Source organism: Nostoc sp. T09 (assembly GCF_002154695.1).
Classification (GTDB): Bacteria; Cyanobacteriota; Cyanobacteriia; order Cyanobacteriales; family Nostocaceae; genus Aulosira.
Map to the genome: position 1 here is coordinate 39,592 of NZ_MTAV01000043.1, position 20,343 is coordinate 59,934.

Genomic DNA, 20,343 nt, shown 5'->3' on the forward strand with positions numbered 1-20,343 from the left:
TCTTATCCCCAGCCCCTAAACATGATTGCCTTCATCGCCTATGTCCCCGTCTGACACAATACCTGCTTTACTTGTCCTAGCGGATGGAACTGCTTATCGCGGTTGGTCGTTTGGTGCCACAGGAACCACAATTGGGGAAGTGGTCTTTAACACTGGCATGACTGGATATCAAGAAGTGCTGACAGATCCCAGTTACTGCGGTCAAATTGTCGTTTTTACTTATCCTGAATTGGGTAACACTGGCGTCAATGCTGAAGATGAAGAATCGGCTAGACCACAAGTGCAAGGTGCGATCGCCCGCAATATTTGTCAGCGACCAAGTAACTGGCGCTCGACACAATCCTTGCCTGACTACCTAAAACAGCACCAAATCCCTGGTATTTACGGCATTGATACCCGCGCCCTCACCCGCAAAATTCGGATGTTTGGAGCCATGAATGGTGGTATTTCCACATCTATTCTGGATGAGGCTGAGTTACTAGAGCAAGTACAGGCAGCCCCTAGTATGCAGGGATTGAATCTAGTGCGTGAGGTTACTACCCCAACAGTTTATCAATGGTCAGATCCCACAATCCCAGCTTGGGAATTCAACTCTAATCCAGCGAATAGTGCGGCAGAATCTTTTACCGTTGTTGCTCTTGACTTTGGGGTGAAACGTAATATATTGCGTCGTTTAGCAAGTTACGGTTGCCAGGTAATTGTTGTTCCCGCGCATACACCACCAGAGGAAATTCTCAAATATAATCCAGATGGCATCTTTCTTTCTAACGGGCCTGGCGACCCAGCGGCTGTCACTGAAGGTATTGAAACTGCCAAGGCACTGCTAGGCGCTGAAAAACCGATCTTTGGTATCTGTATGGGTCATCAAATTTTGGGTCATGCCTTGGGAGCAGAAACCTTTAAACTCAAGTTTGGTCATCGGGGATTGAATCAACCTGCGGGTTTACAACAACGGGTAGAAATTACCAGTCAAAACCACAGTTTTGCTATTGACCCAGATTCTTTACCTGAGACAGTTGTTGAAATTAGCCACCTAAACTTGAACGATCGCACTGTTGCTGGGGTACGTCACAAGTCTCTGCCTGTGTTTTCAGTACAATATCATCCAGAGGCTAGTCCTGGTCCCCACGATGCTGATTACTTGTTTGAGGACTTTGTCCAAGCAATGCGAGCAGCACGTCAATTAGCCGCAACTGGGGCTAAATAAAATCAGGATGAGAGATTAGGGAAGAAGGACAAGGAGGACAGGGAAGACAAGGGAGATAAAGGCAAATAACCAATCCCCAATGCCCAATGACGCCAGTTGCTTCAAGTCGGCAAAGCCGACGACACTTGCTTCAACCCGGGAAACCCGCGCAACGCAGTGTCTCCCCAACGCACTGGCTACTCCATGCCCCAAGCCCATGCCCTAACCCAGCAGGTTGTAGACAACTTGCACCAAAACCATCTATACTGGAGCGTTCACTTTCACCATGAGGAGGGAGTTATTGCTGAGCCACTGAATCTAACTGTGAGCCTGAGGGGTACTCGTGAAGCCCGGGATAACTGTCAGCTATTCCGCCTCACAGGTTTATTAGATGCTTTTTCTGAGCCGACATTTCGCAAGGTACTAGGTAGCAAGATTGATGAGGGTCCAAAGCACATTATTTTGGATCTATCACAAATTGACTTTGTTGATAGCTCTGGCTTGGGCGCTTTAGTGCAGCTAGCCAAACAAGCTCAAAACGCCACTGGCACCTTGCAAATTGTCACAAATGCCCGTGTCACTCAAACGGTCAAGCTTGTTCGCTTAGAGAAGTTTCTCTCCCTGCAACCAACTGTTGAAGCGGCTCTAGAAAACATCAAGTCGTCTTGATTGCTTGACCAAAAAAACAATCTAGCTATCCGATGCTTTATCTGGATAGCTTAATTTTTAGCTCAGCTGGCTAGCCAACCTCTCTATTTATGGCAGAGGTATCAAGCCAGCTAATATTAAAATCTCAACTTTTAAACAAAAAGATAAAATTTAGTCAGTAATTTTTGCTAGTGTAGATTATGCTAAGTATCTCAACAGATAATCAATGATGCCTGCCAAATGTAGCACACTAAGGAAAAATTAACTTGTGAAGCCTAAGGAGGAAGAGCTATTAGATGGACAAGATGAAGCTGCGAAACAGAATTCATTTTGGACTAAATCACTCTTGGCAAGCACATTTCAATTACCCGAACAAATCTCTGTTTCACAAGTGCAACAAATTTCTCCTGCTGCATTAGCATATGTGGGAGATGCAATATATGAGCTATATGTTAGAATGTTTTATCTAATGCCATTGCAGCGACCAGATACTTACCATCGTCTGGTAGTGGCACAGGTAAGAGCAGAAAAACAAGCGCTACATTTGCGATCGCTAGTACCTCATCTGAGGGATAGTGAATTAGATATTGTCCGACGGGGTCGTAATGCTGCCACAGGACGCTCGAAGCGGATTGATCCAGAAATTTACCAACAAGCAACTAGTCTAGAAACTTTAATTGGCTACCTTTATCTCACAGACTTCCCACGCTTAACCGAGCTGTTGCAAAAACTCTATCTAGAAAAATAGTCGGCGATAAATCTCACGAAAGCAAAATCCAGTAGAGTGAGCTTCGGTAAGTTTGGGAATCACTATGCCCACCCATAAGTTATACCAAATACTCTTATGTCATCGGATAAACCCAGAAAAATCAAGACTGCTGGCGAACCTAATCGCGGGCTACCTGTAAAAGTGAAAGGCAAGCGTGTTCTTGCTAATCCTATTCGCAATCCCAGACCGATTGAAGGTAATAAGCCAGTTCGCAATCCCAAACCGATTGAAGGTAATAAGCCAGTTCGTAATCCCAGATTTGGCGATGCTAAACCCGAAACTGGCGGCCCACGCCAAAATCGTACCGTTCCCCACCCCCCCTCAGAGATCAAACAAGCACCAGAAGATAGTGATATTATCTATGGTCGTCATCCAGTATTGAGTGCTTTAGAAAATCAGCGTGGTCTCAACCGAATTTGGATTACTACCCGTTTACGTTACGATCCCCGCTTTCATCATTTGATCCTGCAAGCCAAGGACAATGGTGCAGTTATTGATGAAGTAGAACCAAAGCGCTTAGACCAAATCACCGACGGAGCCAATCATCAAGGTATAGCGGCGCAAATCGCTCCCTACGCCTATATGGAATTGCCAGATTTAATTGAGAAGGCAAAATCTGTCAGCGATCCAGTGATTATCGTAGCTGATGGGATCACTGACCCCCATAACTTAGGTGCAATTATTCGCACCGCAGAAGCTATAGGCGCACAAGGATTAGTTATTCCTCAAAGACGGGCATCTGGGATTACTTCCACAGTGGTGAAGGTGGCAGCAGGTGCTTTAGAAAACTTCTCCGTCGCCCGCGTCGTTAATTTGAGCCGTTCTTTAGAAGAACTGAAGGAAGCTGGCTTTTGGATTTATGGCACAGCAGCAACCGGCAGTGAACCTCTACATACAGTGAGTTTTAGCGGTCCGATTGTTTTAGTAATTGGCTCAGAAGGTGAAGGACTTAGCATGTTAACACAACGTTCTTGCGATGTCTTAGTGTCTATTCCCCTCCACGGTAAGACCCCTAGCCTTAATGCCTCAGTAGCAGCAGGTATGGCGCTTTATGAAATTTATCGCCAGCGCTTGCTAAACACACATTATCTGGATAAATTACAAAAACCTCTTTGAAAAATAAGAGTAAAAGAGTATAAAGAAATGTAAAGCAAAAAAACACAGCAAAATACCGTTTAATATCCAGTACCTCATTCATAAATTGGCAACTACCATGAAAACCATTTGGGATGATCTCAAGGAAACGTTGATTAGCACAATCAACAATCTAGGCTTGGCTTGGTGGGTAGAGATTGTGACACAAAACCCCCGTTGCACATACTACTTTGGCCCATTTCTGAGCTCTGTGGATGCCAATGTGGCAATTAAAGGTTACATAGAAGATTTGGAGGCAGAAGGCGCACAGGGAATTATTGTAAATGTGAAGCGTTGTAAACCAGATTCTTTAACAATTGCTGAAGACTTGGGGGAAAGGATTGACCGCAAAGTAAAGCCTGCCTTTAGCGGTCAAATGTAAATTAGGCAATAGTCAGTATTCCTTGTGCTAAGACCTGAGTAGAACCGCGAATACTTGCGTTTCAATTTGCTTGCTTAAATCGCTAGATGCATTTAGTCTGGCGGCTAAACGCGCTAACTCCGCCATACTACAAGCAGCAGTATCTACAGCATTTTGTAGTCAATCGACCTGGAATTAATGACTGAAAATTACCACATTTCTTGAGAATGCTCTTCCAGCCAGTGGTCAATGTCTCTCAATACCTGCTCGGGAATTTCCCACGGGAAAAGGTGGGCAGTATTGGGGTAAGATTGCCACTGACAATTCTTGAGGTGGCGAGCCGTTTCTAAACTAGCTTCAACTGTGATGTGGCGGTCTTGAGCACCAGCAAGTACTAGACTTGGACATTCTATTTGCCACAAGTCTGTAAGTCTGTTGTACCCAGATTGTATGGCAGTGTAAAGGGCACGACTAGCAGCTGGAGAAGTTTGTAAATAAGCTGGCACAGCGTCCTTAGCGATATAGCTATATGCTGTTGGTGTATGTTGTTGGATTAAGTGACGAAACAGCGATCGCTTAGCAAAAGTTTCAATATTCCACTGCCAACTCGGTTTGATATAGTTCAATATCCCCGCAACACCAGTATAAACATTATCTTGCCAAGCGATCGGGGGATGGTTGCCACGCGGTCTGGCGGCTGTCGCCACTAAAATCAGCCCTGTAATGCGTTGTGGCAGGCGCAATGCCAGTTCCATCGCCAGAATACCACCAAGTGACCACCCTAATACCAAACATTTATCAATCTGAAAGCGGTCTATTAGGTCTTCTAGGTCGTTTAAATGGTCTTGCATAGCAAAATTGCCCTTGAAGCGACTTTTGCCATATCCACGCAAATCGGGTGCAAAAGTTTGGTAGCGCTTTGATAGGTGATTTGTAAAGACAGAAAGACTCCGACCGGAACCAGGATGTCCGTGTAAAGCCAAAATGGGCAACCCTTGACCTTGAACATAGACATTTAACTTCGCAGCATTAGCCGCAGGATAACTCTGGCGATCGCCCATCACTCTGCGTTCTCCTGTCTAGCAAACCAATGTTCTAAAATGGGTTGACTCTCTGTTCTCAAACCCCGAATTTCTCTAAGCTCAGTCACAATCCCTTCAAAGTTAGATTGAGTTGCATCATACTTAGGCTGATGGATTTCAACTACCTGCACCAGTGAATTCACTGTTGAATGCAGTTGTGCGATCGCAGTTCTGTTAGCCTCTATAGCTGCGGTGTTCGCTTCAGTTCTTTGTACTGCCCGCTCTAGTTTTTCTTGCATATAAATTTTTATATCTTGCTTCTAATTGTGACATAACCTTAGGAGCAAGGATTTCAGCAGTATTAAGCGAACCTTTAGACCGATTTTTCTTGATAGCCTCCAGCGTAAGTAATCACACACATCTGCCTATATATAGCGTGAATACCGAAAGCAACTCCCGTAACTTTAAAAGCAGGGTTAAAGATATTTTGGCGATGACCGCGATCGCCCACCCCATCATCAATAATTAATTGCATAATTATGTCTTGGGCTAAATGAAAACCATAGGCAATATTTTCGGCTGCGGTAATTTGCCAATCACCATAGCGGCTGATGCGAGTAAAGGGATCGCTACCATCGCTACCGTAGTGGCCAGTCGCGCCTGTGATTCCTTGGTCTTTAACGTGATCTTTAGCAGCCAAAGACATACCATTAGAAACGCTTAAAGCTGCCACAGGACGAACAGAATACAGAAATGAAATTGCTTCATCAACTGCTTTAACTCCTTCCTCAGTTTTTAAATAAACCCGCTCGGAGATTCTGACTTGCCTACCTTGGAAGCCCTGCTTCCAATTATTTAAAACTTGGAGGTATGCAGTTGGATTTGTCCGCACCTTGTTCATTTCTGCTATTACTTGTCGTTCTAGAAGTGATAGCATTTTTTATTAATTAACATAAATAAAAAACTCTTGTAGTCAGGGCTTAATTCCTGACTACAAACTTATGATTTTTCTCTATAACCACCAGCGTAATCAATTACGCAAATTGTTTTATATGATTTGTGAGTTCCATAAGCAACACCCGCGACTTTGAAAGCACCGTTAAAAATGTTTTTGCGATGACCGCGATCGCGCACGCCATCATCAATAATTAACTGCATGACAATATCTCTGGCAGTGTTTGGGCCATAGCTAATATTTTCGCCTGCGGTAGTTTGCCATTTACCATAGCGATTAATGCGACTAGCAGGGTTGCTACCATCACTACCATTATGACCTGTTGCACCTTTGGGACCTTGGTCTTTGACATGATCTTTAGCACCTAAAGACATCCCCTTAGATGTACTCAATGCTCCCACAGGACGAGCTGACTTGAGAAATGCGATCGCCTCATCCACGGCTGTGACTCCTTCTTGAGTCAGCAAATAGGTATTATTAGCGATTTTAACTCGGTTACCTTGAAAGCGCTTTCTATAGTTTTCTATTATGGGAAGGTATGCCTTGGGATTTGTCCGCACCTTGTTAGTTTCATCAATTACTTGTTGTTCTAATGGCGAAAGGTAACTTGCCTTGGCTAACAAAGTAGGAGTAGCTTTCTGACCTATAGACTGGGGCGATTTTGCTACAGACTGGTTAGGGGGTAGCAGTTGTTGATAACAGCTAGCTATCAGGGTAAGGGGCAAAAATAGCCAAATTCCAGCGCGACCCATGAATTACCTCACAATGTAATTTATACGGTTTAATTTATTTACTTTTGGATACACCACATAATAGTAGAATTTCGTAATCTTCAAAAAAGATATTTTGAAAAAAAAGCGCAGAGTTACGCCAAGGAGTACAGATAACTCTCCAATACTCGGCGTTAAACCTCTGCGTTATACAATTCTCACTCAACATCATGTTGTAACCTTTCTTACAAGAAACGTAAAGAGTGAATAGACTATCTAGGGGGGAATGTTGTTCCCCATAAATGCCTGCGGTTTACAAACTAGACCTGCCTTAAAAATAGAGGCTGAAACAACGCAAGATCGTTATTTTCATTGTTTCTTGTGAGCGCAGCTCATGGAGTCTCTTGCAAAAATATATTTTTGCAAGAGGGGGGAAAGGGAAAAGGTTAAAGGGAAAGGGTTTTGAGTTTCTTTCCCCTTTTCCCCTTTCCCTTTTACCGACTTCTGCAAGAAGTCTACTGAACATTGGTATAGGTTTTTTCGGGTTCGCGGTATGCCACGACCTACTTAGCATCAGCTAATATAGTTTCGATGTTTGATAACTGCACGACACCAGAGAAATTTTTACTCTTCATCACGAAAAAAGGTGTACCAGCAATGCCCAATTGTTCAGCTAGCCGAACATCTTTTCCTATCGCTTTTTCAGCAAGTGTGTTGATACCGAAGGCATCACTTTTAAACTTTTCTAAATCTAGATTCAAAGATTTTGCGGTATCGATATATAACGCTTCGCCAAGTTGTTTTTGATTAGCAAACAAAGCATCATGATACTCCCAAAATTTGCCTTGTTGATTTGCTGCCCAAGCTGCTTTAGCTGCCGGCAATGCTTCAGCATGAATTGCAGTTAGAGGGAAATGTTTGTAGACTAATTTCACCTCATTCTGGTGCTTTGCTAACAACTGCTTCAAGGTTTTATGCGCCTCAGCACAGTAGGGACATTGAAAATCAGAAAATTCTACCAACACAATTTTTGATGTTGCCGATCCAGTAGTAGGAGACTCACTAATTACCAACTGAGGATTTGTTTTTAAATCTTGTAAAAACGCTTGTCGTGTTTGTTGCAACTGTTGTTGCTGTTGCTGTTCGTATGTTTGGACAGATTCGATAATTACCTCCGGGTGTTGTCGGAGGATTTGTAATACTTGCTGTTCTAGTTTGGGATTGACGGAACTAGCCGCTTGTGCGGGAAGGGACCAGGCTAAAAGACAGCACAGTAAGCTGATGCACGCCCATATACGTATATACGGAAAAAATTGACGCATACAAAAACTCGATTTCTCAACATCCTCCTAGTATTCCCTGAGACGAGTCTAGGCGATCGCATTCTTGGGCAAAATCAAATTTAATCCATAATTGATTTAAGAGGCCAGCCAAACTCCGTCCGTATTATTGATGGTGTTGCGTGCAAATGGCGATCAAAGCAGAAAAATTGATTGGCGATGATGATTGTCAGAATTGTATTTGACTACTATGGATGTGGAAGCAGCTCATCTTAAATTTAAATTCTCTATATTAAGTCATTATTTATGCTATTTTTTTTTAAACTTCAGTATATACGCTTAAACAGCGATTCCCTAGAAAAGCGATCGCTATTTCAGCGTATTTGTACATGTTTTGGTTTTAACGCTCAAGAAATTCCTGATTTTACCTAAAAAATTAGTAATCAACAGTCAACTGTGAAAATACAGTTTTTTACAAAATATTATTGATTTGTATAGCAATTTCTCATAGAAGTGAAGCCAAAAAATTTATAAAGAAATAACTTATAGTTTTAAAAAATTATTGCAAAATAGTGATATTAGGAGAAAAATGCTATAATTCATTTAATTTTTTTAGATATTCTTTGCAATACTTAACTACCTTTTAATGAACAAAGGTTAACATAGATTAAAAATGATAAATACCATCATATTTTAGTAAATATATCAGGCTAAATTGAGAGTAAGCTTAATCATTAGAGCCTAGTTAAGAACTTGTGTAACTAAGCGCAAATAAACATCACAATCAAAAATGAAAATCCATATTCTGATTTTTGGACAACAATGATATGGATAATTAGCTGTGATTTTATATGTGTGAAAAACTTACTAGGTTGTACAGCAAGGTTATAAAAAGCCTAGCTGAGGCAAGTCACTAAGAGCAGAAACCAAAGCAATCTTAACAACAAGACAGACGTATGATGATAGAGAAAATTTTGCTGGCTGTGTCTGGATTGGGACATGCAGAAGAGATGCTGAAAGCATTGAAAGAAGTGCCATCAATTCAAACTGCAAAAGTTACAGTTTTGCATGTGGTACCACCTCAATCTACCGCTAATGCTATGACCCAAAAGTGGGAAGAAGGTGGCAAGATCCTAGCTAATGCTATTCAGTCTTTGAACTTAGATCCAAGTCAAGCTTCTTCAATCTTGCGGCAAGGCGATCCTAAAGATGTAGTTTGCCAGGTAGCTGATGAAATCGATGCTGACTTGATTATTATGGGTTCACGGGGACTTAAGCGGCTGCAATCGATTTTATCGAACTCAGTTAGCCAGTATGTATTCCAGCTGTCATCTCGCCCCATGTTGTTGGTAAAAGATGACATTTATGTTAAAAGAATTAACCGCGTTATGGTGGCAATGGATAATTCTGATGCCGCCAAACACTGCTTGAGTTTAGCTTTGTTTCTGCTGCGAGGTATCCAGGGCGGTCAGCTAATTTTGACTAATGTTAATACAGATTTGCGTGGTAAATCATCTGACGTGAACGAAATTACCCCAGAGAAAAATTCAGCTTTGGCAGCAGCAGTTGCAGAAGCCGAAAGGCAAGGGGTGAAAGCTCGTTGTTTTACTAGTAGTGGCAAACCAGGCGAAGAAATCTGTCGTTTGGCAGAGGAGTTGAACGTAGATTTATTATTGCTTGGATCTCCAGATCGGCGTCCATCGGTCGCGAAGAGTTTTGTCGATATAGATCGGCTAATCGGCGCTTCTTTGTCTGATTATGTTCGAGTCAATGCTAGTTGTCCTGTGTTGTTGGCACGAACCGTTAGTTAAGGTCACAATATATTTAGCGGTTGATAAACAAAAACCCCTACACCTATGGTGCAGGGGTTCTTTATTTTATAAAAAACGTATTAACTATCTTTTTTACCTTCGCGGCTGGCAGTTTGGATGTACAGAACTATCAAAAATACAGCGGGAACTAGTACGAACAGAATGCTCGCTACGAACCCCAGGTCATTAACTTGCATGGCAAGAAAGCCTCTCCTAGATTTCCAGTCAACAACATTAGGATAGCATCATCGATGACAGAGTTTGCCCAAATTTTCTGCTGCTATAAATGCTCAGCAAGGTGAAATTATCCCCAGGGCTAAGGCTTAGTTACGACGCTTACTGGTCCATTTACTAAGCTTTGACAAGCAAGGCGGTAATTTTCGGGTTTTTTCTTCAATTTCCGGTTTTCTACATCTGTACGAGGGGAAAGATTCTCTATACCTTCAACAATCTCGACTATGCAAGTACCACACTGGCCATAGCCACCGCAATTTGTCATTTTGCCAATTAATGTATAGATGTCAATTCCATTTTGTATTGCTTTAAGCCGGAGATTGGCACCATCTGCTGCTACTACTTCTTTATTTTCTTTAACGAATTTGATATTACCCATAACTGCTACCTTATTGAATTTAAGCCCGGTTGTTGGCTGTGTGTTAACTAGGTTGAATATCCTAACTTAAGTCTATAGTAAAAAATTACATATTATTAAGAATTATCAATTTTAGCAAAGCAAAATAGGCAAAAAAATAGGACAGGTTCAAAGACCTGTCCCAGAAATTAAAAATTAATTAACTTACCTAAATCCCACTGCTGCTTGCCAAACGAAAGCAAGTAACAAGAAGAAAACGGGAATTATTGGGAGAACATCCACCAAAGGATCAAAAATTTGGTAAGCCTCAGGCAATTTTGCTAACAACAGTGCTGCTTCCATATTCGTTTAAATCCACCTATCCAACACAGCTTTCATAATTGAGAAGTATCTTAACATGGTTTGGTCAGTAGTCAGTTGTCAGTAACCAGTTGACGTTTATCATTAGTCATTTGTTTTTTCATTGAATACTGATTCAGGTGAACTCAACCAATGAGCAAATTCTGTGGCAAAGCGATCGCTTAATATTGCTTCGCGGATGCGTTGGGTAAAGCGAATTAGTTCGGTGATGTTGTGAATACTCAATAGGGTGTAAGCTAAAATCTCTTGCGATCGCACTAGATGAGAGATGTAAGCACGGCTGAAGTTTTGACAAGCATAGCAAGCACAAGTTTCATCTAATGGTGTAAAATCTTCACGGAATTTAGCATTTTTTAAATTCCAGCGATCGCCTTGTACCATTGCCGTACCATGTCTGGCCCAACGGGTGGGAATTACGCAATCAAATAAATCTACGCCAGAGGCGATCGCAATTGCCATTTCTTTATAAGTACCCACACCCATCAAATAACGTGGCTTTTCGGGTGGTAGTAGTGGTGCAGTTGTTTGCACAATCTGAGCCATTAGTTCTGGTGGTTCTCCCACACTCACGCCACCAATGGCATATCCAGGCAAATCTAACTCAGCTAAAGCCAAAGCAGCTTGCGATCGCAAATCTAAATACACACCACCTTGGACAATGCCAAACAGTGCTTGATCGCTGCGTTTATGAGCGACAATACAGCGTTCTAACCAACGGTAAGTGCGCCCAGTGGCAGCTTCTACCTCTTGCCGAGTAGCTGGGTAGGGTGGACACTCATCAAACGCCATAATCACATCCGCTCCTAGAGTATTTTGAATCTCAATAGAGCGTTCTGGTGTTAAGTTAATAATTTGTCCATCATGAGGTGAGCGAAAAGTTACTCCTTCTTCTGTAATCTTTCGCATCTCACTCAAACTGAAGACCTGAAACCCACCAGAATCAGTGAGCATGGGACCATTCCAACCCATAAATTTGTGCAGCCCCCCACCTCCAGCCACAATTGCTTCTCCTGGCTGTAAGTGAAGATGGTAAGTATTAGATAATACCATCTGCGCTCCAGTATCCTGAAGTTGGGCTGGGGTCACAGTTTTGACATTTGCCAGCGTCCCCACTGGCATAAATCTTGGGGTTTCTACAGGGCCGTGAGGGGTGAAAAATACACCTGCTCTGGCTTTTGTCTGGCTACAGCAAGCAAGACATTCAAAAGAAAAATTGGCACTCAAAGTAAAAGTAATTTTATTTCGCTAAATAATGGACAAGTATAAAAAATGGTAACTGGGTCTTAGCTATCACCTTAGTGCTAACTACTAACCGATTACCAACTTTTCGACTATATAGTATTTCTGTTGCTAGTTAAAACGACTCAGAAGTGTCATCATCAATTTCTGCATCCCATCTAGCTGAGAGTACTTGCTCCATCATGGCTTCTATAGCGCTGACATTCAAGTTACGCTCCTTTCGCTCTTGTAGGGGAGTGGAGAGGGGAATTAGCCGCAGACACATACCTTCTTGCATTAAATCAAAGTAGGTTTCTTGTTGCGGGGACTGTTTCAATTCTAAGTAATCAAAACTATGAACATTTAAATAAAGCGCTTGGTTGGCAACTAAAGTAGATCTTTGTGGATTGGCAAACACTTCCATCACATCCCCATCACCCTCACTCTGTAACTGGCCTTCTTGGGTGTAGATGTAGTGGACTCGACCTAAGTCAGCCAACAATCGTCGCATGTCGAGCTTATTCACAATAATGCCCGTGTTAATAATGCACGGAGCTGGTATCCTGGTGTCGGGTAGATGGTGACTCATAAGGAAATGGGGAATGAGCGAAGGTCAGGTGCAACAGCGCAAAACATTTAAGCCCACAGTCTGTATACCCCCTACATTTACAAAATATCAACTTTCGAGGGCAATCGTCTAAAAACCTGGATTAGGTTCTTAATTTAAGAATACAAAACAAAATTCTTTCTGTTGAACTTTTGCATTTTTGAGATTTGTTAAAGCTTTGTATAAATTAATGCTTAAGTCTTTTAAGCACACTGAGACTAGCATAACAAAATTTTCTGGATGAATCTCAATAGCAAATAAAACTTATTTAAAGCTTTAAAATCTTCTAACACAGCTTGTGACGGAATAGTGAACTTATTCCATAAATAGCTGTTGAGCGAAGTAAATAATATGACAAATCAGCCTCCATCTGAGAAAAAGCTGCTGTTAGATTTAGCTGCTAGCGTAATATTTTATACTACTATTCCGTTGCCAAATTTGACGGGATTAGAGTTTGGGCGGGTGGCGCGTTTTGCTCCACTAGTAGGACTACTGATTGGCGGAATTTTAGGGTTATTTGATACAGGAATAAGTTATTTGGGTATACCAGTATTAACTCGTAGCGCCTTAGTAGTGAGTCTGAGCATTGGTATTACTGGAGGACTGCATTTAGACGGAACGATGGATACTGCTGACGGTTTAGCGGTAGGTGACCCAGATAGACGCTTAGAGGTAATGACAGACAGTGCTACAGGTGCATTTGGAGCAATGGCAGCGATCGCCTTATTGTTGCTCAAAACAACAGCCTTAACAGATATAGAAGCAAACCGTTGGTTGATCTTAATGGCGGCTTGTGGCTGGGGACGCTGGGGACAACAGCTAGCGATCGCTTGTTATCCTTACCTAAAACCTACTGGTAAAGGCGCGTTGCACAAACAAGCCATTCAATCTTACAAAGATTTGTTACCAGGACTGCTGTTGCTCATAGCTTTAAGCGGGTTACTTTTTTTGCTAGATAGCAAGCTGATGTTTTTGGCATTAGCAATGGTAATCGCTGGAAGTGCGATCGCCACTTTGACTAGTGCATGGTTTAACTATAAATTAGGCGGACACACAGGCGACACTTACGGCGCAGTCGTTGAGTGGACTGAAGCCTTATTTCTTTGTGTGCTGACTGTTTTTTAAGAGAAAGGGGCACAAGGAAGAAATAACTAATGACCCTTGTCTATTATCTTTCGACAAATCACAAATGACCAATGACTACTTCATTTTATCGGTTGCAGCTTTGTCACTTTAAGTTTAAACTTCCCAACACCAGTTTCTCCAAAAGAACGGACACGAATAATATAAGTACCTGTTTCTACAATACGAGTAAATAATAAGGAGTTACTGGTGCCATCGGGTCCGTCATCATTTTCTGCCAATGTTGCTCCATCGGGTGACAGCAGGGTGATAATGCTATCAAAGTTGTCAGATGCCAAATCAACTGCTAAATTATCACCTTTATTCAACTTCACCGTATAATCACGGGCAAATCCGCCTTGACCAGTGGGAATATCTTTCTCTGAGAGCGTATCGTTAAATTCAGCACTACTAGTAGTTAAAGGAATTGGACTATATAACTTATTTTGAGCAAAAGCTGCGCTTGTACTGACACCAATTGCCACTAATGTGGCTGGAATGATGATTACCCGTTTCAAACCGATTGTAAAAGCTTTACCGATCATTTCAAGCAAAATTCCCACACAAACAGGGTGATCTGGTCAATTATAGAGTTCTCTGAGATAGCTTGCCCATGAATTGTTTGGTTATTTATTTTTGATAGCAGTAGCAAGTGCTACTAACCCTGAGACCGCAATTCCCCAGTTACTAAGTGTTTGTACCGCAGCAGCAGCAGTAGCACCAGTAGTGTAAATATCATCAACTAATAACACTGGAAAATCTGGATGGCGATCGCGAAGTTCTGAACCGACAGCAAAAGCTGCTGACAAGTTTTGTTCTCGCTCTGATACTGATAAACCAAACTGCGCTTTAGTTTCTCTAACTCTTTCTAGACCATTTAGTTTGAATTTTAACCCAGTTGTTTGACAAAAACTTTGTGCTAAGAGTGCAGCTTGGTTATAGCCGCGTTGTTTTTGCTTACTAGCGTGAAGTGGTATGGGAACAACAACAAACTTTTGATTGCGTTTTGGCGAATTTAATAACCAAGCTTCTCCTAACCATTGACCCAAAGGACGAGCAATTTGAGGTTGATTTTCGTATTTCAGCGCTGCGATCGCTCTTTTTAGGGAACCACCATAAACTCCCCAGCTAAATACTGGTAGAGGCTCTTTCCATAAGATATTTGGGTCTTGGAGGTGACATTTTTGTAACTGTTTTTCACAGTATTCACAAAGTTCACGAGTTGTACTTCGTTGGCATAGAGGACAATGGGATTGAAGAAAAAGGTTAAGTAAACCTTTAAGTGCGGTTCTAGCATAAATCACAGCTAGTATGTCCTTTTAAGATCGGGTATGGCTGACATTAATCTGGCACAAATCAGATTTGTCATTTGTCATTGGTCATTCGTCATTCGTCACTTGTACTGAGCGAAGCCGAAGTATTGGTCATTTGTCATTTCTTCCCCTGCTCCCCCTTGCCTCATCCGCTTCAATTCCCAGCCCCGATTTTCAAGTTACGATACTAAAATCCCCCCGACCCTCACATTTGCTGAACAAGTCATGCAAAAGATAGAAACGACGTTACCACTTCGCCTGTGGACTGTTGAGGAATACCACCGAATAGCTGAGGTTGGGATTTTTGGTGCAGATGAACGTGTGGAACTCCTAGATGGAAAGATTATTTGGATGAGTGCCAAAGGAACAACCCATACTTCAGCTGTGGGCAGAACAAATAAATTAATACAAAATCGTTTAGGAAGTCGGGCTTGGGTATCTGTTCAAGACCCAGTAAAGTTAAATGAACGGTCTGAACCAGAACCAGATATTGCGGTCGTTAAAGTAGATCCTCTAGACTATGCAGACCATCATCCTACTCCACCTGAGATTTATCTGATTATTGAGGTGGCAGATAGTAGCCTGAAACTGGATTGTGAAACTAAAGGCAAAGCCTACTCAAAAGCGGGAATTAGTGATTATTGGGTGCTAGACGTGGTTAGTCGTCAAGTACACATCTTGAGAGAACCAAGTGAAGATGGCTATCAAAGTGAAAAGATTTTGGCAGAAGATGAGACTATTTCACCCTTAGAGTTTCCTGATTTGAGAATTCAGGTTTTAGAGATGTTACCGCTAGTGAGTAGGTCTTAGGTAAAAGCGATCGCATTCAAGTAAAATTTGGTAAACAGCACTAGTTTGGCATTTAGGGCTGGTTGAGTAATTTTACGTACACACGATCGCACCTTGGGGTTTCTACACCTGTTGCTGGTTTATATCCGTTACTTTCATACAGTTTGACCGCTTCTACTAAAACACTCGCGGTTTCAATCCAGATTTCCTGAAAACCACGGGCGGCGATCGCTGCTTCTAGTTGTTGTAACAAATATTTCCCTAACCCTATACCTCTGATACTGGGTAAAAGGTACATTTTGCGGATTTCTACAGCTTTTTCACCCCGATTTACAGGGTAGTATGCCCCAGTACCTACTAACTGGCCTTGGTGTTCAATTACCCAAAACTCGCCTCCAGTGGCTAAGTAGCATTCCTCCACTTGCACCACATCTCGGTCAGCGCCGTTGGGTTCCCAACCCAAACCGTATTCTGATAATACATAACTGATAACTGCGGCAGTGCTTGTGCGATCGCTCTGCTCCCAGTTACGAATCAAAAAATCTCGATAATAATCTCTCATCGGAAAATTTTCAATAATTTTTAATTTTGAACGGGAGCAAAGTGAGAGTCAAGTTTGCACAGAAAATTCTTCTGGATCTATATCCCAATTTACCCAACGAACAGCAACTCTGGCAGAGTTAATCTGTGGTGGTACTCTTAATGTATGAATTTTGCCAGTGCTAGGGCAAGTCATTTTTAATAAATGAATTGCTTCAACATCAACATCAGCATTAATGCGAAGTAAGGTGTATTCTTGCCAAGAATCGATGACTTGCGCTTGTAATTGCTCACATATGCGATCGTAGCCTATACCTTGGATTAAAACGCGCCTGAGTTCGGCATTATCTTCTGCTAAAAGCCACTGTGCTTGCCATTCGTGGGGGCGTACCTTGCCGTATTTCTCAGGTATTTTCACTCCGTGATAGTAGTATCCAGTATGCCAGCCATCGCTAAACTGAATCGCGGGTTCTCCTTCTGCGTGTAAGCGATTCTCTGTATCTAAAGAGATTTTACGGGGGCGATCGCACACTATACAAACTCTCTCAAAGGGAAATATCCAACCGCAGTTTTCAAATAGTTGATTGAGACACCGCAATGCTTCTTGTTCTTCTTGGTCAAGCTGATAATTAAATTCACGAACTAAAAACTCGGTCGAACCAATCATCGTCAGCAATTCTTCAGGCATAATAGTAATTTGCCCTAAAATCCTCAAATCATAGTCTTCTAACTGCTTGTGAAAACGTCTCCACACTTCTCTAGAAAAGTTATTTTGTGTAAGGCGGTTTTGAATATTACTGTATAGAAAACATCGCAATCCTCTACTCAGTTTTTTACCAGTAATTTTCTGGATTTTCTCTGCTATCTCTTTTTCCAATTCTTGACGTTCCGGTAAACACTTTAAATTTACGGATGGACTAGGTAAAAAAATAATTTTAGGTTCTTCCAGACCCATGTAAGCATAAATATCCTTAACTGCTTTTATGCTTTTTTGTTCATCAATTGGTACAGTATAAATATTAGAACACTTGCTTTGGAGTGATGACCAGATGCTCCTGTCGAAGATTGGTGGACGAATCCCCAGTGAATTTAGGTTTTTCAGCCCAAATAATAGGCTCAAGTCGGAAATTTGATTGCAATTGAGATATAAGCGGTTTAGGTTAGTTAGCCCAGATATGGGACTTAAATCCGAAATCTGATTGTCATTAAGTATAAGTTCAGTTAGGTTAATAAGTTCAGATATAGGGCTTACATCTGCAACTTTATTGGTAGCAATATCAAATCTAGTTAGATTGGTCAGTTGCGATATAGGACTGATATCTGAAACTTTATTATCAAGAAGATTCAATGTAGTCAGGTTGATCAGTCCAGATATGGGAGTCAGGTCGGAAATTTGATTACGATCGAGATGCAGTACAGTCAGATTTTTTAGCTCAGATAGAGGACTTAAATCTGAAATTTGATTGCGCTCAAGATTCAGTACAGTCAAATTTATCAGCCGAGATAAAGGACTTAAATCTGAAATTTTACTGTGAACGAGATGCAGTACAGTTAGCTTGGTGAGATCGCACAGAGGATTTAAGTCTACAAGGTTTTTGTTTTTGTTACTGAAATAGAATTTAGTCAGATTAGTTAGGCTAGACAGGGGATTTAAATTTAAAATGTTCCTCTCAAAAAGATGCAGTACAGTCAAGTTAGTTAGGCTAGACAGCGGACTCAGGTCAGAAATACCCTGTTTATAAAGAATCAATTCGGTAGAGTTTGATAGTATCTGCTCTGCTTCATAGCGATCGCAAGTTCCAGCTTTCTCCAATAGCACCTCAACTGTATGTCTTGCTTCAGTTGAGAGGCTATCTTTATGCAAACACCAGTCAGCAAAGCGACGAAAGTTCGGAGTCTGGTTTGGCTGTGGTTCAGACATTGGGTATTAGCTGGCGGGGAAACTCTAACTTACGATACCCATGTTCGTGTAAACCTCAATCAAATTGCCATCGGGATCGCGAAAATGAGCTGTGCGAATTCCCCAGTCTAAACGGTCTGTAGGTTGAGCCACAACGATCGCATTATGCTCTTTGAGCCGTTGATATACTTCATCGACGTTATCGACGGCAAAAATTAAAGATGTTTTATCCTGGCTGTAAAAGGATGAAAGCTGATTAGGGATGATTTGGGACATGAACTCTTTCTTTAACACAGCCAGCTGGATAGATCCGGTACTAAACTCAGCGTATCCAGTCTCTTCATCCCCCCAATCTACATCCAACCCCAGTAAATCCCGGTAGAACAAAAAAGCATCTTTGTAGTTGGAAACAAGCAGTCTTAAGTGTGTTAACTGAAGTTTCATAATCTCGGTGTGTTAGTTTACTAACTATGAATTCTCGGCTCTGGGTGTAAATTTGCTAGCAATTCACTTTCAACAAATGCTAGTTCATCGAGCCGTTGCATGACAAGTTCACGGTCAAAGTAAGTATCGGCTAAAACCCAGTAAGTACCAAAGTGACGTGCTTCTGATGCCATTAAACCGCGGTAAAATTTCGCTAATTCTGGCTCAGGACAGTGGGTAGCTAACAATCCTAGACGTTCGTGACTGCGCGCTTCAATTAACCCGGTGACGAGTAACGAATCTAAAAATCTATCAGGTTCTTGGGGCCGAACTTGAGCTTTCAAACCTGCGCCGTAGGGAGGTGGTGGTAAAGGTGCAAGGGGAATATTCCGGCGTTCTAGCCACTGATTGACTAGTTCAAAATGCTCTAGTTCTTCACGAGCGATCGCAGTTAACTCTCTGACCATTTTCGCATTGGAAGGGTAGCGAAACATAAAATTTAACGCCACACCCGCTGCTTTGCGTTCGCAGTGGGAATGGTCGAGCAAAATAATATCTAAGTTAGCGATCGCCTGTTCTACCCAAGCCGAACTGGTAGGTTGTTTGAGGGTGTTGATAGTTGTTAATGCATTAAGCACAGGATCAAAAACTCCAGAAGTCTCAATTTAGCTGACATAGCCCAGCAAATTGATTTTAATCTGGTCTGGGGCGATCGGGACTGAGCAGGCGATCGCTCCCAAGATGTTTGACTACCATTCGATTGGTTGGCGATCGCGGAAGAATCCACCAGTAGCACCGCCATCATCAAGAGTTGCTAACCAGACAATTGTATCTACTCCTTGTTCTGGAGTTCTTGGTGCATTTTTTCCACCCATATCGGTTTGCACCCAACCAGGATACATAGAATTTACTAAAATATCTGTGCCTTGTAATTCGCTTGCAAAAATCCGTGTCAGGGCATTCAAAGCTGTTTTAGAAATGCGATATCCTGGGGAACCTCCCCCCATATCATGTAGTTGTCCCATTCTTGAAGAAACATTCACTATCCGGCCATAATTCTGTTTCTTCATGAGAGGAATTAAAGCCTGGGTAACTCGCAAAACTCCATAAACATTAGTTTCTAGCGTTTGTTTTAAAGTGTCTATTTTGGCATCAAAAATACTGTTGTCACCTGTTGGGGAATCAATGTATATCCCAGCATTATTTACTAACACATCGAGTTTGCCAAATTCATTATTAATAAATTCAGCTAATTTTTGGCTACTTTCATCACTGGTAACATCAAGAGGCTGAAAAATTACATCTAATCCTTCATTCTTTAATTTCAGCGCTGCTGATTTACCTTTTTCTTCATCACGACTAGTGAGAATTACCTGATATCCTTGTTTAGCCAATTGGCGAGAGGCTTCAAATCCCAAACCGCGATTTCCACCTGTGACTACTGCCACTTTTTTAGTTGTACTCATGGTTTTTCTCAGGTTATCAATCGATTGAATTATTCTACTGATTTATATCCCCTACTTCTTCAAGGATACAGCTGGCGAATAGGGGGTCTTACCCCCTGGGAACCCGAGGAGCAGCAAATAAGAAGATACAAATAGTA

At 41.8% G+C, this 20,343-nt stretch carries 25 protein-coding genes; 8 read left to right on the top strand and 17 right to left on the bottom strand.

Annotated elements, in window-relative coordinates:
* The first annotated feature begins 40 nt into the window (after positions 1 to 40).
* From carA to BV372_RS10845, 5 genes are all read left to right on the top strand, one after another.
* Positions 41 to 1,207, top strand: a complete 1,167-nt coding sequence (gene carA, locus BV372_RS10825; RefSeq protein WP_086686513.1) for a glutamine-hydrolyzing carbamoyl-phosphate synthase small subunit — start codon at positions 41 to 43, stop codon at positions 1,205 to 1,207.
* A gap of 303 nt (positions 1,208 to 1,510) precedes the next feature.
* The gene (locus BV372_RS10830) at positions 1,511 to 1,855 is read left to right on the top strand and encodes an STAS domain-containing protein (RefSeq protein ID WP_086686535.1); all 345 of its coding nucleotides are present in this window, start codon (positions 1,511 to 1,513) and stop codon (positions 1,853 to 1,855) included.
* A gap of 247 nt (positions 1,856 to 2,102) precedes the next feature.
* Entirely contained in the window at positions 2,103 to 2,582 is a 480-nt protein-coding gene (locus BV372_RS10835) for a Mini-ribonuclease 3 (protein WP_086686514.1), read from the top strand.
* A 96-nt stretch (positions 2,583 to 2,678) separates the two neighbouring features.
* Entirely contained in the window at positions 2,679 to 3,719 is a 1,041-nt protein-coding gene (gene rlmB / locus BV372_RS10840) for a 23S rRNA (guanosine(2251)-2'-O)-methyltransferase RlmB (protein WP_086686515.1), read from the top strand.
* A gap of 97 nt (positions 3,720 to 3,816) precedes the next feature.
* On the top strand, positions 3,817 to 4,119 hold the full coding sequence (locus BV372_RS10845) for a DUF1816 domain-containing protein (RefSeq protein ID WP_086686516.1): 303 nt from the start codon (positions 3,817 to 3,819) through the stop codon (positions 4,117 to 4,119).
* A gap of 188 nt (positions 4,120 to 4,307) precedes the next feature.
* Here BV372_RS10845 and BV372_RS10850 read toward each other — a convergent pair whose 3' ends face one another.
* The 5 genes from BV372_RS10850 to BV372_RS10870 form a co-directional block, all read right to left on the bottom strand.
* The gene (locus BV372_RS10850) at positions 4,308 to 5,159 is read right to left on the bottom strand and encodes an alpha/beta fold hydrolase (protein ID WP_086686517.1); all 852 of its coding nucleotides are present in this window, start codon (positions 5,157 to 5,159) and stop codon (positions 4,308 to 4,310) included.
* Positions 5,159 to 5,419, bottom strand: a complete 261-nt coding sequence (locus BV372_RS10855; RefSeq protein ID WP_086686518.1) for a hypothetical protein — start codon at positions 5,417 to 5,419, stop codon at positions 5,159 to 5,161. Before BV372_RS10855 ends, BV372_RS10850 begins: the two co-directional genes overlap by 1 nt.
* Positions 5,420 to 5,493: 74 nt before the next feature.
* A complete protein-coding gene (locus BV372_RS10860) occupies positions 5,494 to 6,057 on the bottom strand; it encodes a CAP domain-containing protein (RefSeq protein WP_086686519.1) in 564 nt (187 codons plus the stop codon).
* 62 nt (positions 6,058 to 6,119) lie between these two features.
* Entirely contained in the window at positions 6,120 to 6,827 is a 708-nt protein-coding gene (locus BV372_RS10865) for a CAP domain-containing protein (RefSeq protein ID WP_086686520.1), read from the bottom strand.
* A 521-nt stretch (positions 6,828 to 7,348) separates the two neighbouring features.
* Positions 7,349 to 8,107, bottom strand: a complete 759-nt coding sequence (locus tag BV372_RS10870) for a DsbA family protein (protein ID WP_086686521.1) — start codon at positions 8,105 to 8,107, stop codon at positions 7,349 to 7,351.
* Positions 8,108 to 9,024: 917 nt separating this feature from the next.
* On the opposite strand from BV372_RS10870, the gene BV372_RS10875 reads away from it, so the two are divergent.
* A complete protein-coding gene (locus tag BV372_RS10875) occupies positions 9,025 to 9,876 on the top strand; it encodes a universal stress protein (protein WP_086686536.1) in 852 nt (283 codons plus the stop codon).
* Positions 9,877 to 9,956: 80 nt separating this feature from the next.
* Here the strand turns inward: BV372_RS10875 and psbM are convergent, their stop codons facing one another.
* From psbM to BV372_RS10900, 5 genes are all read right to left on the bottom strand, one after another.
* Positions 9,957 to 10,073 carry a photosystem II reaction center protein PsbM gene (gene psbM / locus BV372_RS10880; protein ID WP_086686522.1) on the bottom strand — a complete coding sequence of 39 codons (117 nt, stop codon included), beginning with the start codon at positions 10,071 to 10,073 and terminating at the stop codon, positions 9,957 to 9,959.
* Between the two features lie 119 nt (positions 10,074 to 10,192).
* On the bottom strand, positions 10,193 to 10,489 hold the full coding sequence (locus BV372_RS10885) for a 2Fe-2S iron-sulfur cluster-binding protein (protein ID WP_086686523.1): 297 nt from the start codon (positions 10,487 to 10,489) through the stop codon (positions 10,193 to 10,195).
* A 183-nt stretch (positions 10,490 to 10,672) separates the two neighbouring features.
* A complete protein-coding gene (locus BV372_RS10890; protein WP_010995059.1) occupies positions 10,673 to 10,810 on the bottom strand; it encodes a photosystem II reaction center protein K in 138 nt (45 codons plus the stop codon).
* Positions 10,811 to 10,912: 102 nt separating this feature from the next.
* Entirely contained in the window at positions 10,913 to 12,052 is a 1,140-nt protein-coding gene (tgt, locus tag BV372_RS10895; RefSeq protein WP_086686524.1) for a tRNA guanosine(34) transglycosylase Tgt, read from the bottom strand.
* Positions 12,053 to 12,182: 130 nt separating this feature from the next.
* Positions 12,183 to 12,635 carry a hypothetical protein gene (locus BV372_RS10900; protein ID WP_086686525.1) on the bottom strand — a complete coding sequence of 151 codons (453 nt, stop codon included), beginning with the start codon at positions 12,633 to 12,635 and terminating at the stop codon, positions 12,183 to 12,185.
* Positions 12,636 to 13,004: 369 nt separating this feature from the next.
* Here BV372_RS10900 and cobS point away from each other — a divergent pair, with 369 nt between their 5' ends.
* A complete protein-coding gene (gene cobS, locus BV372_RS10905) occupies positions 13,005 to 13,778 on the top strand; it encodes an adenosylcobinamide-GDP ribazoletransferase (protein WP_086686526.1) in 774 nt (257 codons plus the stop codon).
* Between the two features lie 80 nt (positions 13,779 to 13,858).
* Here cobS and BV372_RS10910 read toward each other — a convergent pair whose 3' ends face one another.
* Positions 13,859 to 14,320 carry a PPC domain-containing protein gene (locus BV372_RS10910; protein WP_086686537.1) on the bottom strand — a complete coding sequence of 154 codons (462 nt, stop codon included), beginning with the start codon at positions 14,318 to 14,320 and terminating at the stop codon, positions 13,859 to 13,861.
* An 81-nt stretch (positions 14,321 to 14,401) separates the two neighbouring features.
* Complete coding sequence (locus BV372_RS10915) at positions 14,402 to 15,079, bottom strand: ComF family protein (protein ID WP_086686527.1); 678 nt, start codon at positions 15,077 to 15,079, stop codon at positions 14,402 to 14,404.
* A 234-nt stretch (positions 15,080 to 15,313) separates the two neighbouring features.
* On the opposite strand from BV372_RS10915, the gene BV372_RS10920 reads away from it, so the two are divergent.
* Entirely contained in the window at positions 15,314 to 15,898 is a 585-nt protein-coding gene (locus BV372_RS10920; protein ID WP_086686528.1) for a Uma2 family endonuclease, read from the top strand.
* A 52-nt stretch (positions 15,899 to 15,950) separates the two neighbouring features.
* Here BV372_RS10920 and BV372_RS10925 read toward each other — a convergent pair whose 3' ends face one another.
* From BV372_RS10925 to BV372_RS10945, 5 genes are all read right to left on the bottom strand, one after another.
* A complete protein-coding gene (locus BV372_RS10925) occupies positions 15,951 to 16,439 on the bottom strand; it encodes a GNAT family N-acetyltransferase (RefSeq protein WP_086686529.1) in 489 nt (162 codons plus the stop codon).
* A 48-nt stretch (positions 16,440 to 16,487) separates the two neighbouring features.
* On the bottom strand, positions 16,488 to 18,338 hold the full coding sequence (locus BV372_RS10930) for a leucine-rich repeat domain-containing protein (RefSeq protein WP_086686530.1): 1,851 nt from the start codon (positions 18,336 to 18,338) through the stop codon (positions 16,488 to 16,490).
* A gap of 24 nt (positions 18,339 to 18,362) precedes the next feature.
* Positions 18,363 to 18,761: a VOC family protein gene (locus BV372_RS10935; protein ID WP_086686531.1), complete on the bottom strand. Its 399-nt coding sequence runs from the start codon at positions 18,759 to 18,761 to the stop codon at positions 18,363 to 18,365.
* Positions 18,762 to 18,781: 20 nt separating this feature from the next.
* Positions 18,782 to 19,378, bottom strand: coding sequence for a tRNA-(ms[2]io[6]A)-hydroxylase (locus BV372_RS10940; protein ID WP_086686532.1), 597 nt, complete (start codon positions 19,376 to 19,378; stop codon positions 18,782 to 18,784).
* A gap of 111 nt (positions 19,379 to 19,489) precedes the next feature.
* Positions 19,490 to 20,206 (bottom strand): SDR family oxidoreductase, encoded by a 717-nt coding sequence (locus BV372_RS10945; RefSeq protein ID WP_086686533.1) that lies wholly within the window; start codon positions 20,204 to 20,206, stop codon positions 19,490 to 19,492.
* Between the last annotated feature and the right edge of the window lie 137 nt (positions 20,207 to 20,343).